A 15,267-nucleotide genomic window follows, 5' to 3' on the forward strand; every position below is an offset into this window, starting at 1 on the left:
ATGGCTAATGAATTTTTTGCTGATGCAGGAAAATGTGAAGAAATGCTTGAATGGTGCGATAATAGGAACATAACACACCGCGAATAACCATTGATAAATATATGTTTTTTCTTGTTTCATCTTTATAAGTGCCCCCTTTTGTGCCCCCATCTTGTTTTTCATGCGACTCGATGAGCCTTTCATCGAGTCGCTAATCCCACTAATATCTTCACAGACCGTACAAATTTTCTCAGCTATTGAAGTACACCTCACTGCCGCGATCGGCCAAGAACAATATTACTTACTTCCCGATAAGGACAACTGTTCGTTAATCCACATGCTCTCCTGGCATGAAGGATATCTGTCACGGTCAAATATGGCACTTGTCCCTGTGAGCTAAATCCTCTGCGGTCGATACGGATCAATTCGTACTTCTCCACCAAAAAATTAACGGCATCGACAAGCGTGATACCAGCTTCGATATGTCTTTTAATAACAGCCTCATCGCTGAACGGCGTGTCATTTAAGGTCAGGCCATAGTGCTGCTCAAGTAGTCGAGCAAGCAGCATTTGCCAGACAACCACGGGTGATAAGCATGTCTGAACAGCCCGCTGGTTTATTGCAGGTAAAGTATTCATGAGTTGTTCTCGTAAAAGTGAGTTCTAAAGTTAATTAGCGTTGAGTAGGATAAATGGAGATATAGACGTGACCACAGGAACCCAGCGTATCAGCTTCGCAGGTCAGCCCCTTTGCATAGAGGGTGACGCAATGCTGGTGTCGGGGATTCAGTTCGCCGCTGGTAAGCATGAGCTCCGCCTGCTTCAGCAGAACAGGAAATGCCTGGTCAAGACGGAGCAAATCTGCTTTATTGAATAGGCCTATTATGCTGGCGCGGTCAGCCAGGTAATGCAGGCGAGTACCTTCCTGAACCAGACGTGCGCCAAAACAAGGGATGACGTTACGACTTAAACCCCACCAGGGCTCAGCAGTATCATCATTCACTGTCAGTGTCTTATTCGACATCTGAAGCTCCTTTTATAAGGTTAATTGAGAGTGACGCTGCGCAGACAGACATAAGGTCCGTTCCGGTCCTGACGTCGCTCGGCAAAGACAGCCAGAACACCATAGATATCCTGAACTTCACGACCGTAGTAATGGCAGATGCTCCCGGACCAGCGATATTTCCCGGTACAGAAGCGAAACAATCGGGATTCAGGATGCAGACGATAAATTGCCATCGCCCGACGCTTACTGATGATTTTCATTAGCCCTTCCTCTTCTTATAGCCATCCATGTTCAGCAAACGACAAAGCGTCACCATCACCTATGATGAAATGATCCAGTAGCCGGACATCGACCAGACCCAGCGCCTCTATAATCCTGGCGGTAATGGCTCTGTCAGCTTTACTCGCTTCGGTAATCCCTGACGGGTGGTTATGGGCGATGATCACCGCCGCGGCATTATGACGCAGTGCAGATTTCACAATTTCGCGAGGATGGATTTCAGTATGGTTAATCGTGCCGAGGAAGAGCGTTTCATGCTTCAGCAGACGATGTTGATTATCGAGATAGATAACAACAAAGACTTCGCGCTCCTGCTTTGCCAAATAAAGCTGTAACCAATTTTTCGCGAAGCTAGCGGCAAGGAACGATTCACTGGGCTGCCGCTGATATTTCTCCAGTAATCGCAGGGCACGACGGATGGTACGTTGCTCATTCATCGGGAAGACCGAAGGTAAATTCAGTTCGGACATGGTGGCTCCTTAAAAGAAAAAGCCCCGTAACTACCAGCTACAGGGCTATAAACACACACGGAGATTTCGTTCATGAGGCGAGTTGCAGCATATTTTCAGCCATTACCCACAGCGCACGGTTCAGCTTCACATCACCATCGATACCTTTAATTGCACGGGTATGTGTGCGTCCTCCTTTTGCATTGCGACCGTTCAAACCACCTTTGATTAGGTTCTCCTGAATACGCTGATAAGTTGTCCAGAGATCTCCGGACTCATCCTGCCAGCGACGAGGGGCTAATAGCTGTGATTCCGTCACAGGCTGATGCTCCTCGCCAAAGCGATATGTCAGTGCAGCTTTTGCCAGTGCCTGTTGTGCTGGTGGCGGAAGCATTAGTGACTGCATGGCGTCGCGTTTTTCCTCCACCCTGTCAAACACCCCAAGCACCTCGTAAGCCCCTTCGATAACCTTTTCCACCACGTTGCCCTTATGGGGCACTCGCACCTCTCCAAAGCTCTCGCCGCAAATCAGTCCGTTCTGACAGACCGATCGGAACAGTCCCGGCAGCATCTGGTATGAACTAGAACCGTCATGGCTGTTAAGCAGGATTATTTCCGGTACCTGTTTACCGGTAATCTGCCCTTCGCGGCGCAGACGTAGCATATGTTTGGTGTGTTCCCGCTTGTCGGGGTTACGCACACGGGTCTGGCAGGCAAAGAACGGCTGAAAACCTTCGCGCTGCAGGTTATCCAACAGAGTGATGGTCGGGATGCAGGTATAGCGCTCGCTGCGCGATTCATGCTTTTCCTCACTAAACACGCTGGGAACATAGTGAGCAAGTTCATTACGGGTTAAGGGACGGTCACGGCGAACAAGGTTCACCGCACCAAAGCGGGATACTAATCGCATAATCCACTCCTTTGTGTGTTTATCGGTATAAAAAGAAAAGGCCACGCTCCGAAGGAACATGGCCTTTAACATTAAAAATGGCGTGGCGGATAAGACGTTATTGCCCCATGTATTCAACCCTGGCACCGGTGGCCTTACCATCAGCACCAACGGTCACCACCACCTTATCGTAGGTACGATACCCGGCATTGTAGACCTCATAAACCACAGTATTTCCCTCCACTTTATAGCTGCCAAAATCAGCGGCCTCAGCCGTGTCACGGTCATACTCTTTCGTGTACGCTTCTTTGGCCGCTTTCATGACTGAGCCTTTGTTAATCTCCGGCGCTCGACTCCCGGCACTGGCAGCAAGGGCAGATACGTATTTCGGGCAGACCGTCATCATGTCCCCACGGGTGAATGTCAGTTGCGCACCAAAGACCTGAAGGGTCGATGTTTCCTGACCTGCAATCGAAGCAATTGCCTCTCTGGCGGCTGCAGGTGCCTGTCCGCCTTCAACCTCAACGGCCTTAAATCCTGTTTGCTGGTTGCACAACTGAGATGTGGGTACCAGATTGCCGTTTACACTGATGCGACTCCCTATCAGCTCCTGCGGGCCATTGGGGCAGCCCTGCAACTGACCAAAGATGCCAATGGTGTTGTTTTTCAGCATCACCAGCGCCTGACCATTATCGGTCAGCGTCTGGCACCAGCCGTTTTTCACAGCCCAGTTACCCGCCTGAGCAGAAACCGAAATGGCTGACAAAACAAGTGCAATCACGGTCTGAATTTTCATATGTCACCTTATTAATGAATCAGAAGCGGCAACGGAGGACGCGGTACACAGAACCTGATGCATCTTTGTATCCGGACCATCACGTCAACGTCCCTGTTCGTCGTGCTCATGAACACTTTTGAGAAAGAAATATCCCTTTGCTTTGATAGGTAAAAGCGATCAATAGGGGGCTTATACATCGATATTTTAATAGATAAAAACGATCGATATTCTATTATCGATCGTTTTTACAGATCAATATACTGTTTTTTGAATGTGGTAATTGAGGGGTAAAGCGGCAGATTTCAGCCAAATACTCGGTCCCATAATGTCGTGGCAAGTTGCACTAATTTTTGTCGGAGACTCCTTAACAGAGCAGTCCAGACAGAAGGCAGGTGGTCAGGATTAATCACCGTGTCAAAAGCCTTACCCGCTGCCTCACCAAACTGCTGCCGTACAGCGGCGTCAGTGTCCGGGGTCTGATGCTCTGGTTTCAGCTGGCAATACACGGCACTGCTGGCCTGTACGGGCAAGGCATGCACCATCAACTCCACCAGGGCGGGCAGGTTATAGCCGGTATGTGCAGAGACAGCCATGACCGGGAAAGAGGACGGCAACTGACCGGCAACCTGCGCACTGACTGAAGCCAGTGAAAGGCATTGCTCAGAAGAAGGTGATGCCTGCCAGGGCTCACCATCCCTGAGGGGTGGAATGCGGTCGGCCTGAGTCAGTACAAACAGGAAACGTGAAGGGTCGGCACCGGCTTCCATCAGTGCCCTGTATGCCGTGATATCCGTTGCCCGAGCACGGTCATCGGCACGCAGTACCCAGATAATCAAATCCAGCTCTACCAGCAACGCCTTATAGAGCGCCAGATACTCCTCGTCGTATTCCGGTGTCTCGCCCACCCCAGGCAAATCCACCAGTGTCATGCTGCGCTCACCAACGGTGAGTAACAGACGCTGGGGTTCCCGGGTGCAGCCTAGCAAATCACTGGTCAGACAGACGGGTTGCTGAAAAAGCGCGTTGCATAATGAACTCTTGCCCGCACCACTTTTGCCCATGATGCCTATCAGGGGTTCATAGTTAATCGCCTCCTTGAGGCGGGACAGAATACGTTCAGTAGCTTGCCGGGGTAAGAGATTGAGACAGGTACGCACCGCATCACTGGTATCCTGCGGATCGGGGATTTGAGGCATAATTTACTCCTGTGAAAAAATAGCGCCGGAAAATGGTTAACCGTCTGTTCAAAGGAGTAATATAGGTTTAAATTTTTCTGGAATGAGGGAATATGAAATGGCTAAATGTGTACGAAAAAACTGCAATCGTTTAGTGTCCCCATTACCTGAAGCAAAACGTAAAAGGCTCTGTAAAAAACATTATTTGCGCTTCTGCGAACTGAGTGAGCGCAAGGAAAAAGACCTTGTTTATCGGATTAATAAATATATCCCTCGTAAAATAAAACGATTAAAGAAGGGGCGCATTTACTATTGCGCATTCAATAGCAGGAGGGGATATGTCAGAAAGATATCTTCGATTGAAAATGCTGGATTAATAAGACAAGCCAGAGAGAAGCTTGTATTAATACGAAAAACACCGGCCTGGAGAAACACAGAAAGCTATGTACGCCGTATAAGAATCGGGCCGGATCTTCCTGTTTCATTAAATGAAGTAACGGAACTGTATAGTATCTACTCCTGGATTGATTTTTGTAAAAACAGCACGCTTTATGCAATAAATTATCTTGGTGGCGGCGAGGGGAATTTAAAATTGCAACTTTATAAACTTCCTTCCCCAGGTAAGACAGGAGATTCCTCACACCAACAAAACATTATTACACCTATTACTTTAAAAAACAAAGTAATTAATCAACTCGCAAAAACCCGCAATTCCAGGGGGACTACTAACGTAAAAAAACCACTCAGCCTGTACAAATCTTTAATTGAGTTAGAGGATGAACGGGTTGTGGCATTAAAATTACTCCAATTAACAATTGAGACATCTGTACACCCTCACCAATATAGTAATAATCTACCGTATCTTAGCCCTGGCGATGTCCCTCCATTATTTGGCCTCTTATTAAATGAACTAAAAAGACTGAATGTCGTTGGCGTGAATGATTCGATGTTAAAACTCGCTAAAAAATACAAAAATGAATCCTTTACGTTAGAGTTAATAGCAATTCATGTTATTTTTAACATGGCAAGAAATGGCCCCCCCGAAGTTTATTCATTTTTATCAAGTAAGTTTGATAAAAATGGTCATTTGTACAGGTCCGTAATGATTATCTTCATGATGCTTGAGTTGGATTTTGATTCTTATTCTGAATTAGTAGAGTTTTACAACTCCTTCTTTAATAAAGATGTAATCAAAATCAAAGATAATATATTGCTATGGGCGTCAGGCAAAAAAGAAACACTCCCTTTTGAGTGCCAACCTGGAATTTAAAAATTAAAGACATCTAATATCAATAAATCTGATATCGATTGTCATTCTCACTTGTAAGTTTCGTTTTTTCAGCATGCGCGAAAAAAATCGATCATGGCGGTGAAAGCCTCGTTAGCGCTATGACATAGCTTGCTATTCGCTAAACGCGCAGAGCTGTGAATCTCAACCTTGAGAGGTACTTCTGGAAAATCAACATAGCTTTACACAGTCTAAAATTTACTTGCAGGCGGCTCGACAGGACTCTCTTAAGTACACCTTAAAAAGGGGCGCATACTGAGCATAAAAGATATTAACTGTATTTTTTTACTGTTGAGTACCATGGTGTGAGGTGAATATCCAGGGTACCACTGGGTACCAAACATCGCCTCCCGAACTCACACTAAATTGCGGGAGCATTACCATGACAAACAAAACTCATCCGATATCATCCAGCACCCAGACAACCACATCTTTACTGAATGATCAGCTCGTTGATATGACGTTCATCACCGCCTATACAAACATGACAGACAAATGGTTCTACCGATTAATTTCAGAGAATGCGTTCCCTGCACCAATTAAACTGGGTCGCAGTTCACGCTGGCTAAAAAGCGAAGTGGAAAAATGGATGCTGGATAGAATACAAGCATCTCGAGGTTAGAACCTTTAGCGTTGGTGTTTTACACAGGAGGTTACGTAATTTAATATAGGTTTTTTAATATAATTATACTCACTCTCATTTATTCTTATATTCACCGCTTACTGTCAATGTCTCTTTTAAACACCCTCGCAAATACTATTGGAGCAACCAGTCTCGTCTTTAAAGCAATAATTAATTTAAGTATCAGCTCAGCATTGCCTTAAAGAAAAGTCTTGCATGAAATATCATTAACTTAGTGCTTGCACTGACCTCTCTCATCATCAGCAGTGGAATAATCATGCTCAAAAATTCAGATAGAAATTTTAATGAAGACTGGTTCCTGGCTTCAGTTCTCAATGCACACATCGATGAAATGATAAACAGATACTCATGCCTTTTGGCATTACGCATGGATTTTTTCTACAAAAAGAAAAGTGCCAGGTATTCACACTTAAATCACCAAACACTTGAACATAACTTGCGTGTACTAATGGAGAAAATGACAAAAGAGAAAGGTGTGGTGGGCTATTTCTGGGTTGTCGAATGGACTGAACGACATAGATACCATGCGCATGTCGTATTCTGGCTGGACAGACAAAAAACACAGCATTCTTATCCCTTTGCCCTTACAGCAAATACAATTTGGGAGGAAATAACGCACCGGGACGGCGTATCGCACCGATGTGAATATCGGCCGCAGTATTCTAGAAATATCAATATACCTGTTCGGTATAACGATCCGGAAAGTATTAACAATATCCGTCATGTTCTGAGCTATCTGGCTAAGGAAGAACAAAAAGAAGGTTTGTGTGCATACGGCTGTAATGACGTTCCTCCACGCTCAGCGGCAGGGCGTCCACGTAAGCCAGGCCCCTGATCCTACGGCTACGCAACTGGCTCGGCATCCTGTACAAACCCCGTTATTACGGCGATAAATAATGTCCTCGCAGTCGTGACTGAACCTGCCCCTGGAAGCCTGACGTTCCGACCTTTACTGAATCAACAATTCACAACTCCATTTATACCCGACAGTTTACCTGTCGGGTATTTCTCATACCTGTCAAACAAGGGAAATCAAAAAATGAAACAGCCATAGAACACAATCGCGGTAAAAGTGGCGGAATATCGTTTACACATCACCCGGCTAAGGGTCTGCCGGGATAGCCTGGCTGGATGTTGCAGTGATGCCGAGCGGCGTGGCTGGCGTTTGAGAGCACTTGAGCAGTTAAGTACAGCCTCATCGCTCTACTGCCAAAGGGCTAACTCTGCCGATACCAGCAGTGGAACAGCCCTTCAACTCTGGCTAAACATAGTAACCACTGGAACCTCCGTTGCAGATTAAGTCGTTTCTCCAGCTCGACTCTCAGACATGTTTACTATGGTTTCCTGGGAAAATAAGTTATTATTTCTATAATTCTGGAAATATAGAAATATGAACCTTATGAATCTTTCAAAAGCAGCAGACACCCTGAAAGAGCTGGGTCATTCTACACGACTAAGCGTGTACAGGGAGCTGGTTAAAGCCGGACATAAAGGGTTACCGGTTGGTGAACTGCAGAAGCGGCTCGAAATCCCAGCTTCTACACTGAGCCATCATCTTTCCTCGTTGATATCAGTTTCTCTGATACGGCAGGAACGTCAGGGCAGAACGCTCTTTTGCCATGCTCGATATGAAAACCTTGAGGCTCTGATTGCCTTCCTGACAGAAGAATGCTGCTCCGGGACTGACGACTGCCTCACCATGCACCAGAAGACGGAGAAGTAAAATGACAGGTGATCTTAAGAATGTTGATTCGGGTTTGTTCGACACCTCAATCACAGAGGCAAGATTCGGTGTTCCTGCCGTTCCTCATCCTCCACGTATCCTCATGTTGTACGGCTCTGTGCGCGAACGTTCCTACAGCCGACTGGCAACGGAAGAAGCGGCAAGGTTACTGACCGCAATGGGTGCAGACGTGCGGATCTTCAATCCTTCTGGCTTGCCTCTTCCTGATGATGCACCTGACTCGCATCCTAAAGTCATGGAACTGCGCGAGCTGGTTCGTTGGTCCGAAGGGATGGTGTGGTGTTCCCCTGAACGCCATGGTGCGATGACCGGCATCATGAAGGCCCAGATTGATTGGATACCGTTATCAGAAGGTGCAGTTCGCCCTTCGCAGGGTAAGACGCTGGCCGTAATGCAGGTCTGCGGTGGCTCTCAGTCTTTCAATGCCGTAAACCAGATGCGGATTCTTGGCCGCTGGATGCGGATGATCACCATCCCGAATCAGTCCTCCGTGGCAAAAGCCTGGCAGGAATTTGATGAAGATGGACGAATGAAACCGTCGTCTTATTACGACAGGATCGTGGATGTGATGGAAGAACTGGTGAAATTTACTCTGCTGACCCGAGCTAACTCAGCCTATCTCGTTGATCGCTACAGCGAACGAAAAGAGTCTGCAGAAGAACTTTCACGGCGGGTTAATCAGAGCAAAATTTGAGGGCTGGTATGAGTGATGTAACGGCATTCAACAACTGCATGAGCTTGTTCTGGCGGCAACATGAAGCCGAACTCTCTCGCTTTCTGACATCGAAGACAGGTGATAGCGAAAAAGCAGCAGACCTTCTGCAAGAGCTATTCCTGCGTGCCCGCGCTCATTCAGACAGTTTCTGCGAAATGGAGAATCCGCGAGCCTGGCTGTATCGGGCGGCGAGGAATCTGCTGATTGATGAGTACCGCACCACCAGGGAATTCGTTGAGCTGGAAGATGATGCCCCATTAACTGATGCATCCCCTGATGCAATCTCAACGCTGGATATTTGCCTGCCTGAAACATTGCAGGCATTACCTGAAGATGAGCGGTGGTTGATTGAAGAATCCGACCTTAACCGGCGTCCCCAGCAGTCCCTGGCCGATGAACTGGGAATCACGCTTACGGCGTTTAAATCCCGACTACTTCGGGCCAGAAAACACCTGAAAGAGACGATGACAGAACTTTGTCAGATTGAGGCGGATGACACGTCTTCCGTCTGCTGCCACAAAAAAATGAATTAATCGCGCATCTTTTCCCCACCACCTTCGTTTACCTCAGTGTAAAGCCAAATGACTAAACACTGAGGTAAACAGTCCATGTCAAAAATTGAGATCTTTGAAGCAGCAGGCTGCTGTGCAACCAGCAGCGTTGTAGTCAGTGACGAAGCCGTCAAATGGAACGCCAGCGCCGAATGGGCGAAAAAGAATGGCGTTGATATACAGCGCTACAGCCTTGCGAAGAACCCGCAGCAGTTCCTGAATTCGCCGGTCATGAAAGAGTTTCTGAACACATCAGGGATGGAGTCTCTCCCTGTCACCTTGCTCGACGGCAAGCTGGTGATGGCAGGCAAACTGCCGACTCGTGAAGATATCGCCCGTTGGGTAGGTATTCCGCTTAGTCAGGACTGGAGTGAAGACAGCACGCAACCACGCTGCTGCAGCATTCCACGTATGCCTTAATTCCAGAGGAGCGATCACTGATGAATATGCCATTTTTAAAAGACATTCCCCCGTTCATCTTCTTCACTGGCAAAGGTGGCGTGGGTAAAACATCCCTGGCCTGTGCTACTGCGGTATGGCTGGCCGATCAGGGTAAGAGAACGCTTCTGGTGAGTACCGATCCGGCTTCCAATGTCGGCCAAGTCTTTAGCCAGACTATCGGCCACCGAATCACAGATATCAGTACCGTAGAAAATCTTGCCGCGATGGAAGTTGATCCGATGGCTGCAGCACAGGCTTATCGTGACCGAGTACTCGACCCGGTTCGCGGGCTGATGCCAGCCGATGTGGTCAGCAGCATTGAAGAACAGCTCTCCGGTTCATGCACTACGGAAATCGCGGCATTTGATGAGTTTACTGGTCTTCTTACCAACCATGAGTTGCGGGAAAAGTATGACCATATCGTATTTGATACTGCGCCAACCGGTCATACCATCCGTATGCTTGAGTTGCCGGGGGCCTGGAGCGGTTATCTCGAAGCGAACCCTGATGCCGCCGCTAACCTCGGGCCGCTGGTGGGGCTGGAGAAACAACAGCACCAGTACTCAGACGCGGTTAAGGCGCTGTCTGATGCAGCTCTCACGCGCTTGGTTCTGGTTGCCCGAGCCCAGGCTTCAACACTGAAAGAAGTCTCTCATACGCACGATGAGCTTTCTGCTATCGGTTTGCAGCATCAACACCTTGCCATTAATGGCGTGCTGCCGCCGTTTGCGGGTGAAAATGATCCACTCGCGCAAAGTATTCTGGCTCGAGAAGAAAAAGCATTACAGGCAATGCCAGAGAACCTGGCGAACCTTCCCCGCTCGCAGCTGTATCTGAAGCCATTTAATCTGGTCGGTCTGGAAGCCCTGCGTCAGTTATTTACGGAGAACAAAGCCTCGCTGCCGCTCCCTGCTACCACGCTGAATACTTTGGATTTACCGAAACTTGCCTCACTGGTAGATGAACTCAGCCAGACAGGCAAAGGGCTGGTCATGACGATGGGTAAAGGCGGAGTGGGTAAAACGACCGTAGCGGCATCGGTAGCGGTATCGCTGGCTAAGCGTGGTCACAAGGTCCACCTGACCACATCCGATCCGGCGGCACATCTGTCTTACACTCTGGATGGCTCGCTGCCAAATCTTCAGGTCAGCCGTATCGATCCGAAGGTGGAGACAGAGCGCTATCGCCGCTTTGTGCTGGAAAATCAGGGCAAAGGATTAGACGCTGAGGGACTAGCAGTGCTGGAGGAAGATCTCCGCTCGCCATGTACTGAAGAGATCGCCGTCTTCCAGGCATTCTCGCGGATCATCAAAGAGGCAGACGATCATTTTGTCATTATGGACACCGCGCCAACGGGTCACACACTTCTGCTACTGGATGCAACAGGAGCCTATCACCGGGAAATGGTGCGTCAGATGGGGCAAACACATGACCATGTGATGACGCCAATGATGCAATTGCAGGACCCGGAGAAGACAAAGGTTATTATCGTGACGCTTGCCGAAACGACACCGGTACTGGAAGCGGCAAACTTGCAGCATGATTTGCGTCGCGCTGGCATCGAGCCGTGGGCATGGGTTGTTAATAACAGCCTGGCGGCAGCTGAACCGTCTTCACCTTTCCTGAAGACCAGGGCGAACCGCGAGTTGCCTCTCATCTCTGATGTGGAAGAGCAGTATGCAAAGCGTATTGCATTAACTGCGTTACAGAGCGAAGAGCCGGTAGGTATTGACCTACTGAAAGAAATGGCTAAGTAACCATGAAGGGGGCAAATGCCCCCTTCATTTTTATTTCAGTCTTTTACCTGCATCATTAACGACTTTTTCACCATCTTCTTTGGTGAAAGCCCCTTTCTGAGATTCTGGCAGGATATCCAGAACGACTTCAGAAGGACGGCAAAGTTTAGTTCCCAGTGGCGTCACTACAATCGGACGGTTAATCAGGATCGGATGTTGCAACATAAAATCGATTAGCTGGTCGTCAGTAAATTTATCATCTGCAAGACCCAGTTCCTCATACGGTTCGACGTTCTTACGCAGCAAAGCCCGGACGGAAATGCCCATATCTGCAATGAGTTTGACCAGCTCATCGCGTGAAGGTGGGGTCTCAAGGTAAAGAATAACGGTCGGCTCATTACCGCTGTTGCGGATCATCTCCAGCGTGTTACGTGACGTGCCGCAGGCCGGGTTGTGATAAATAGTGATGTTGCTCATATCAGTATCTCATTACAAAGTGAAAGAGAGACGTAGCGCCAGCGCTGCCAGCGTTACAAACAGCACAGGCAGAGTCATGACGATCCCGGTGCGGAAATAGTATCCCCAGGTGATGGTCATATTCTTCTGTGAAAGGACATGCAGCCAGAGCAGCGTTGCCAGGCTACCAATAGGTGTAATTTTCGGGCCCAGATCGCAGCCAATCACGTTGGCGTAGATCATCGCTTCTTTGATAACGCCTGTTGCGGTGCTGCCATCAATAGAGAGAGCGCCAACCAGCACGGTAGGCATGTTGTTCATGATGGAAGACAGGAAAGCCGTCAGGAAGCCAGTACCAAGCGTCGCAACCCAGAGTCCTTTATCCGCCAGTACGTTCAGCACACCTGAAAGGTATTCGGTTAGCCCAGCGTTGCGCAGACCGTAGACCACCAGGTACATCCCCAATGAGAAGATGACGATCTGCCATGGCGCACCGCGAAGCACTTTACCAGTGTTAATGGCATGGCCTCGTTTCGCCACCGCAAACAGAATGACAGCTCCTACAGCAGCAATCGCGCTGACCGGGATACCCACCGGCTCAAGGACGAAAAAGCCAACCAGAAGAAGGATCAACACTATCCATCCGGTTCTGAAGGTTGCCAGATCTTTAATCGCTTTTGCAGGTGCTTTCAGGAGAGCCAGGTCGTAAGTCGGCGGAATATCTTTGCGGAAGAACAGATGCAGCATCACCAGCGTGGCGATAATAGCGGCAATATCAACCGGCACCATGACCGACGCATACTCAGTGAAACCCAGACCAAAGAAATCTGCAGAAACGATGTTAACCAGGTTCGACACGATAAGCGGCAGGCTGGCCGTATCAGCAATAAACCCGGCGGCCATGACGAATGCCAGCGTGGTACCTTTGCTGAATCCTAATGCCAGCAGCATGGCAATAACGATTGGTGTCAGGATTAACGCTGCGCCGTCGTTGGCAAACAGTGCCGCGACCGCTGCGCCGAGCAGAACGATATACGTAAAGAGTAAACGACCACGACCGTTACCCCAGCGTGAAACATGCAATGCCGCCCATTCGAAAAAGCCGGATTCATCGAGAAGCAGACTGATGATAATCACGGCAATAAACGTTGCCGTCGCGTTCCAGACGATATTCCACACCACCGGGATATCACCTAAATTAACAACGCCTGAAATCAAAGCCAGTACCGCGCCAAGCGTCGCACTCCAGCCAATCCCTAATCCCTTCGGTTGCCAGATAACCAGGACAATGGTCAGGACAAAAATAGCACCTGCCAGTAACATACATCCTCCAGACAGGGCGACTCTGCCACCCTGTATATGACAAAAAATTAACTCACCAACTCTCTGAGTTTTTCGATACCAGCAGGCTCAGATGCCAGTACCGGAACGAGCGCTATACGGTTAGCGTGCTGATTCTTAACAGCCTCAATCTGAGGTAGTTCCTGCTGGGCGCGCTGGCAAAGCAACGGAGAACTCGTATCCGCAATGGAAAGGCTGTTATTGATAATCCAGCCCCACGGATGAATCCCCGCACGCTCAAGATCGGACTGCAGGTTTGCCGCTTCCAGTACCGGTGTGGTTTCAGGCAGAGTGACCAGCAGGACTTTGGTGCGTTCCGGGTCCTGAAGCTGCATCATCGGAGTGGAAAAATGACCTTTATCCCCCATCTTCCTGGCAATCTCACGGTGATAAGCCCCGGTAGCATCAAGCAGTAATAGCGTATGCCCGGTAGGTGCCGTATCCATGACCACAAACCGTTTGCCTGCTTCACGGATTATGCGTGAGAACGCCTGGAACACCGCAATCTCTTCCGTGCAAGGAGAACGTAAATCCTCTTCGAGCAGCCGTTTCCCTGCCTCATCCAGATCCCTGCCTTTCGTCTCAAGAACATGCTGGCGATAGCGTTCAGTTTCATCGTGAGGGTTGATTCGGCTGACCTGCAGATTTTTGAGACTTCCATTGAGCGTTGCACTGAGATGTGCAGCGGGATCTGAGGTGGTGAGATGGTCATCAAATCCCATATCCGCCAGCCTGACGGCGATGGCAGCAGCCATCGTGGTTTTACCTACGCCACCTTTGCCCATCAGCATAATCAAACCGTGTTCACTACGGGCGATATCATCAACCATGGCAGACAGCGACACATTCTCTGGCTTGATCTGCATGCTCTCGCTCTGCACAGGAAGCGATGCTGATTCAGCATATTCGTTTAGCAGGCCTTTCAGCGCGGAGACACCAACCATGTTCAGCGGCTGAAGGTATAAGCTGTCTGTCGGCAACTCAGATAACCCGGAAGGAAGATTTGCCAGCGCTTCTTGTTCCCGTTGCCATATCGCAGCGGCCAGGGCGTCATGTTCAGCTTCAGTTGTAGGCAGCACACCATTAATCACCAGGTACTGGTTTTTCAGCCCAATCGCAGCCAGTTCTTCATGGGTGCGGGCGACTTCCTGCAGCGTAGATTTTTGCAGTCGTGCAACCAGAACCAGTCGGGTACGATCAAGATCGGATAACGCCTCTACTGCATGAGCATACTGCTCACGCTGCTTTTCCAGCCCGGCCATTGGGCCAAGACAGGAAGCACCATCTGGATTGCTTTCAATGAAGCTACTCCAGGCACCGGGAAGCTGGAGAAGGCGAATCGTGTGGCCCGTCGGCGCTGTATCAAAAATGATGTGATCGAAGCGGGTCAGCAGGGAAGCGTCTGTCAATAAGCCGGTGAACTCATCAAACGCCGCAATTTCAGTGGTACAGGCTCCTGAAAGTTGCTCGCTGATACTGTTAACAACGTCATCAGGCAGAAGACCTTTGATAGGATCAACGATTCTGGAGCGGTATTGTTGGGCGGCTTCCTGCGGGTCAATCTCCAGAGCGGAAAGTCCAGGAACTGCCGTCACAGGGCGAATGGTGTTACCGATAGCCTGATCGAATACCTGACCGACATTGGAGGCCGGATCGGTACTGACCAGCAAAACCCGCTTACCCTGTTCAGCAAGGCGGATTGCCGTCGCGCAGGAAATAGAAGTTTTTCCTACACCTCCCTTACCGGTAAAAAACAGGTAAGGCGGGATATTCTGTAAGAATTTAATATGTCCTCCTG

At 49.0% G+C, this 15,267-nt stretch carries 18 protein-coding genes; 8 read left to right on the plus strand and 10 right to left on the minus strand.

The annotated features are described in order from the left end of the window. Positions 1-248: 248 nt before the first annotated feature. The 7 genes from C3F35_RS07135 to C3F35_RS07165 form a co-directional block, all read right to left on the minus strand. Complete coding sequence (locus C3F35_RS07135) at positions 249-617, minus strand: TA system toxin CbtA family protein (protein WP_085551900.1); 369 nt, start codon at positions 615-617, stop codon at positions 249-251. 34 nt (positions 618-651) lie between these two features. Beyond that, positions 652-1,002 (minus strand): type IV toxin-antitoxin system YeeU family antitoxin, encoded by a 351-nt coding sequence (locus C3F35_RS07140; protein ID WP_103791792.1) that lies wholly within the window; start codon positions 1,000-1,002, stop codon positions 652-654. A 20-nt stretch (positions 1,003-1,022) separates the two neighbouring features. Continuing rightward, on the minus strand, positions 1,023-1,244 hold the full coding sequence (locus tag C3F35_RS07145; protein ID WP_103791791.1) for a DUF987 domain-containing protein: 222 nt from the start codon (positions 1,242-1,244) through the stop codon (positions 1,023-1,025). Between the two features lie 15 nt (positions 1,245-1,259). Further along, a complete protein-coding gene (radC, locus tag C3F35_RS07150) occupies positions 1,260-1,733 on the minus strand; it encodes a RadC family protein (RefSeq protein ID WP_103791790.1) in 474 nt (157 codons plus the stop codon). A 70-nt stretch (positions 1,734-1,803) separates the two neighbouring features. Further along, positions 1,804-2,625: a DUF932 domain-containing protein gene (locus C3F35_RS07155; RefSeq protein ID WP_180249422.1), complete on the minus strand. Its 822-nt coding sequence runs from the start codon at positions 2,623-2,625 to the stop codon at positions 1,804-1,806. Between the two features lie 94 nt (positions 2,626-2,719). Next, positions 2,720-3,397, minus strand: a complete 678-nt coding sequence (locus C3F35_RS07160) for a hypothetical protein (protein WP_103791788.1) — start codon at positions 3,395-3,397, stop codon at positions 2,720-2,722. A 284-nt stretch (positions 3,398-3,681) separates the two neighbouring features. Beyond that, on the minus strand, positions 3,682-4,575 hold the full coding sequence (locus C3F35_RS07165) for a GTPase family protein (RefSeq protein WP_103791787.1): 894 nt from the start codon (positions 4,573-4,575) through the stop codon (positions 3,682-3,684). Positions 4,576-4,672: 97 nt separating this feature from the next. On the opposite strand from C3F35_RS07165, the gene C3F35_RS07170 reads away from it, so the two are divergent. The 8 genes from C3F35_RS07170 (at position 4,673) to arsA (C3F35_RS07210) (ending at position 11,693) form a co-directional block, all read left to right on the plus strand. Next, positions 4,673-5,824 (plus strand): hypothetical protein, encoded by a 1,152-nt coding sequence (locus C3F35_RS07170; protein ID WP_146054025.1) that lies wholly within the window; start codon positions 4,673-4,675, stop codon positions 5,822-5,824. 400 nt (positions 5,825-6,224) lie between these two features. After that, complete coding sequence (locus C3F35_RS07175) at positions 6,225-6,464, plus strand: helix-turn-helix transcriptional regulator (RefSeq protein WP_004129359.1); 240 nt, start codon at positions 6,225-6,227, stop codon at positions 6,462-6,464. Between the two features lie 277 nt (positions 6,465-6,741). Next, entirely contained in the window at positions 6,742-7,320 is a 579-nt protein-coding gene (locus tag C3F35_RS07180; protein ID WP_103791785.1) for a rolling circle replication-associated protein, read from the plus strand. Between the two features lie 564 nt (positions 7,321-7,884). Next, complete coding sequence (locus C3F35_RS07190) at positions 7,885-8,208, plus strand: ArsR/SmtB family transcription factor (RefSeq protein WP_103792020.1); 324 nt, start codon at positions 7,885-7,887, stop codon at positions 8,206-8,208. 1 nt (position 8,209) lies between these two features. Then, a complete protein-coding gene (gene arsH / locus C3F35_RS07195; RefSeq protein ID WP_103791784.1) occupies positions 8,210-8,923 on the plus strand; it encodes an arsenical resistance protein ArsH in 714 nt (237 codons plus the stop codon). An 8-nt stretch (positions 8,924-8,931) separates the two neighbouring features. Next, entirely contained in the window at positions 8,932-9,477 is a 546-nt protein-coding gene (locus C3F35_RS07200; protein ID WP_103791783.1) for a sigma-70 family RNA polymerase sigma factor, read from the plus strand. A gap of 75 nt (positions 9,478-9,552) precedes the next feature. Then, the gene (locus C3F35_RS07205) at positions 9,553-9,915 is read left to right on the plus strand and encodes an arsenic metallochaperone ArsD family protein (RefSeq protein ID WP_103791782.1); all 363 of its coding nucleotides are present in this window, start codon (positions 9,553-9,555) and stop codon (positions 9,913-9,915) included. A 20-nt stretch (positions 9,916-9,935) separates the two neighbouring features. After that, the gene (arsA, locus tag C3F35_RS07210) at positions 9,936-11,693 is read left to right on the plus strand and encodes an arsenical pump-driving ATPase (protein ID WP_103791781.1); all 1,758 of its coding nucleotides are present in this window, start codon (positions 9,936-9,938) and stop codon (positions 11,691-11,693) included. A gap of 30 nt (positions 11,694-11,723) precedes the next feature. On the opposite strand, the gene arsC is transcribed toward arsA (C3F35_RS07210), so the two are convergent. From arsC to arsA (C3F35_RS07225), 3 genes are read right to left on the minus strand one after another with little or no spacing between them, the layout of a single operon-like run. After that, positions 11,724-12,149, minus strand: coding sequence for a glutaredoxin-dependent arsenate reductase (gene arsC / locus C3F35_RS07215; RefSeq protein ID WP_000065761.1), 426 nt, complete (start codon positions 12,147-12,149; stop codon positions 11,724-11,726). Between the two features lie 12 nt (positions 12,150-12,161). Beyond that, a complete protein-coding gene (arsB, locus tag C3F35_RS07220) occupies positions 12,162-13,451 on the minus strand; it encodes an arsenite efflux transporter membrane subunit ArsB (protein WP_103791780.1) in 1,290 nt (429 codons plus the stop codon). Positions 13,452-13,498: 47 nt separating this feature from the next. After that, on the minus strand, positions 13,499-15,256 hold the full coding sequence (gene arsA / locus C3F35_RS07225; RefSeq protein ID WP_103792019.1) for an arsenite efflux transporter ATPase subunit ArsA: 1,758 nt from the start codon (positions 15,254-15,256) through the stop codon (positions 13,499-13,501). Positions 15,257-15,267 lie beyond the last annotated feature (11 nt).

Source organism: Leclercia sp. LSNIH3 (assembly GCF_002935105.1).
Taxonomy (GTDB): Bacteria; Pseudomonadota; Gammaproteobacteria; order Enterobacterales; family Enterobacteriaceae; genus Enterobacter; species Enterobacter adecarboxylatus.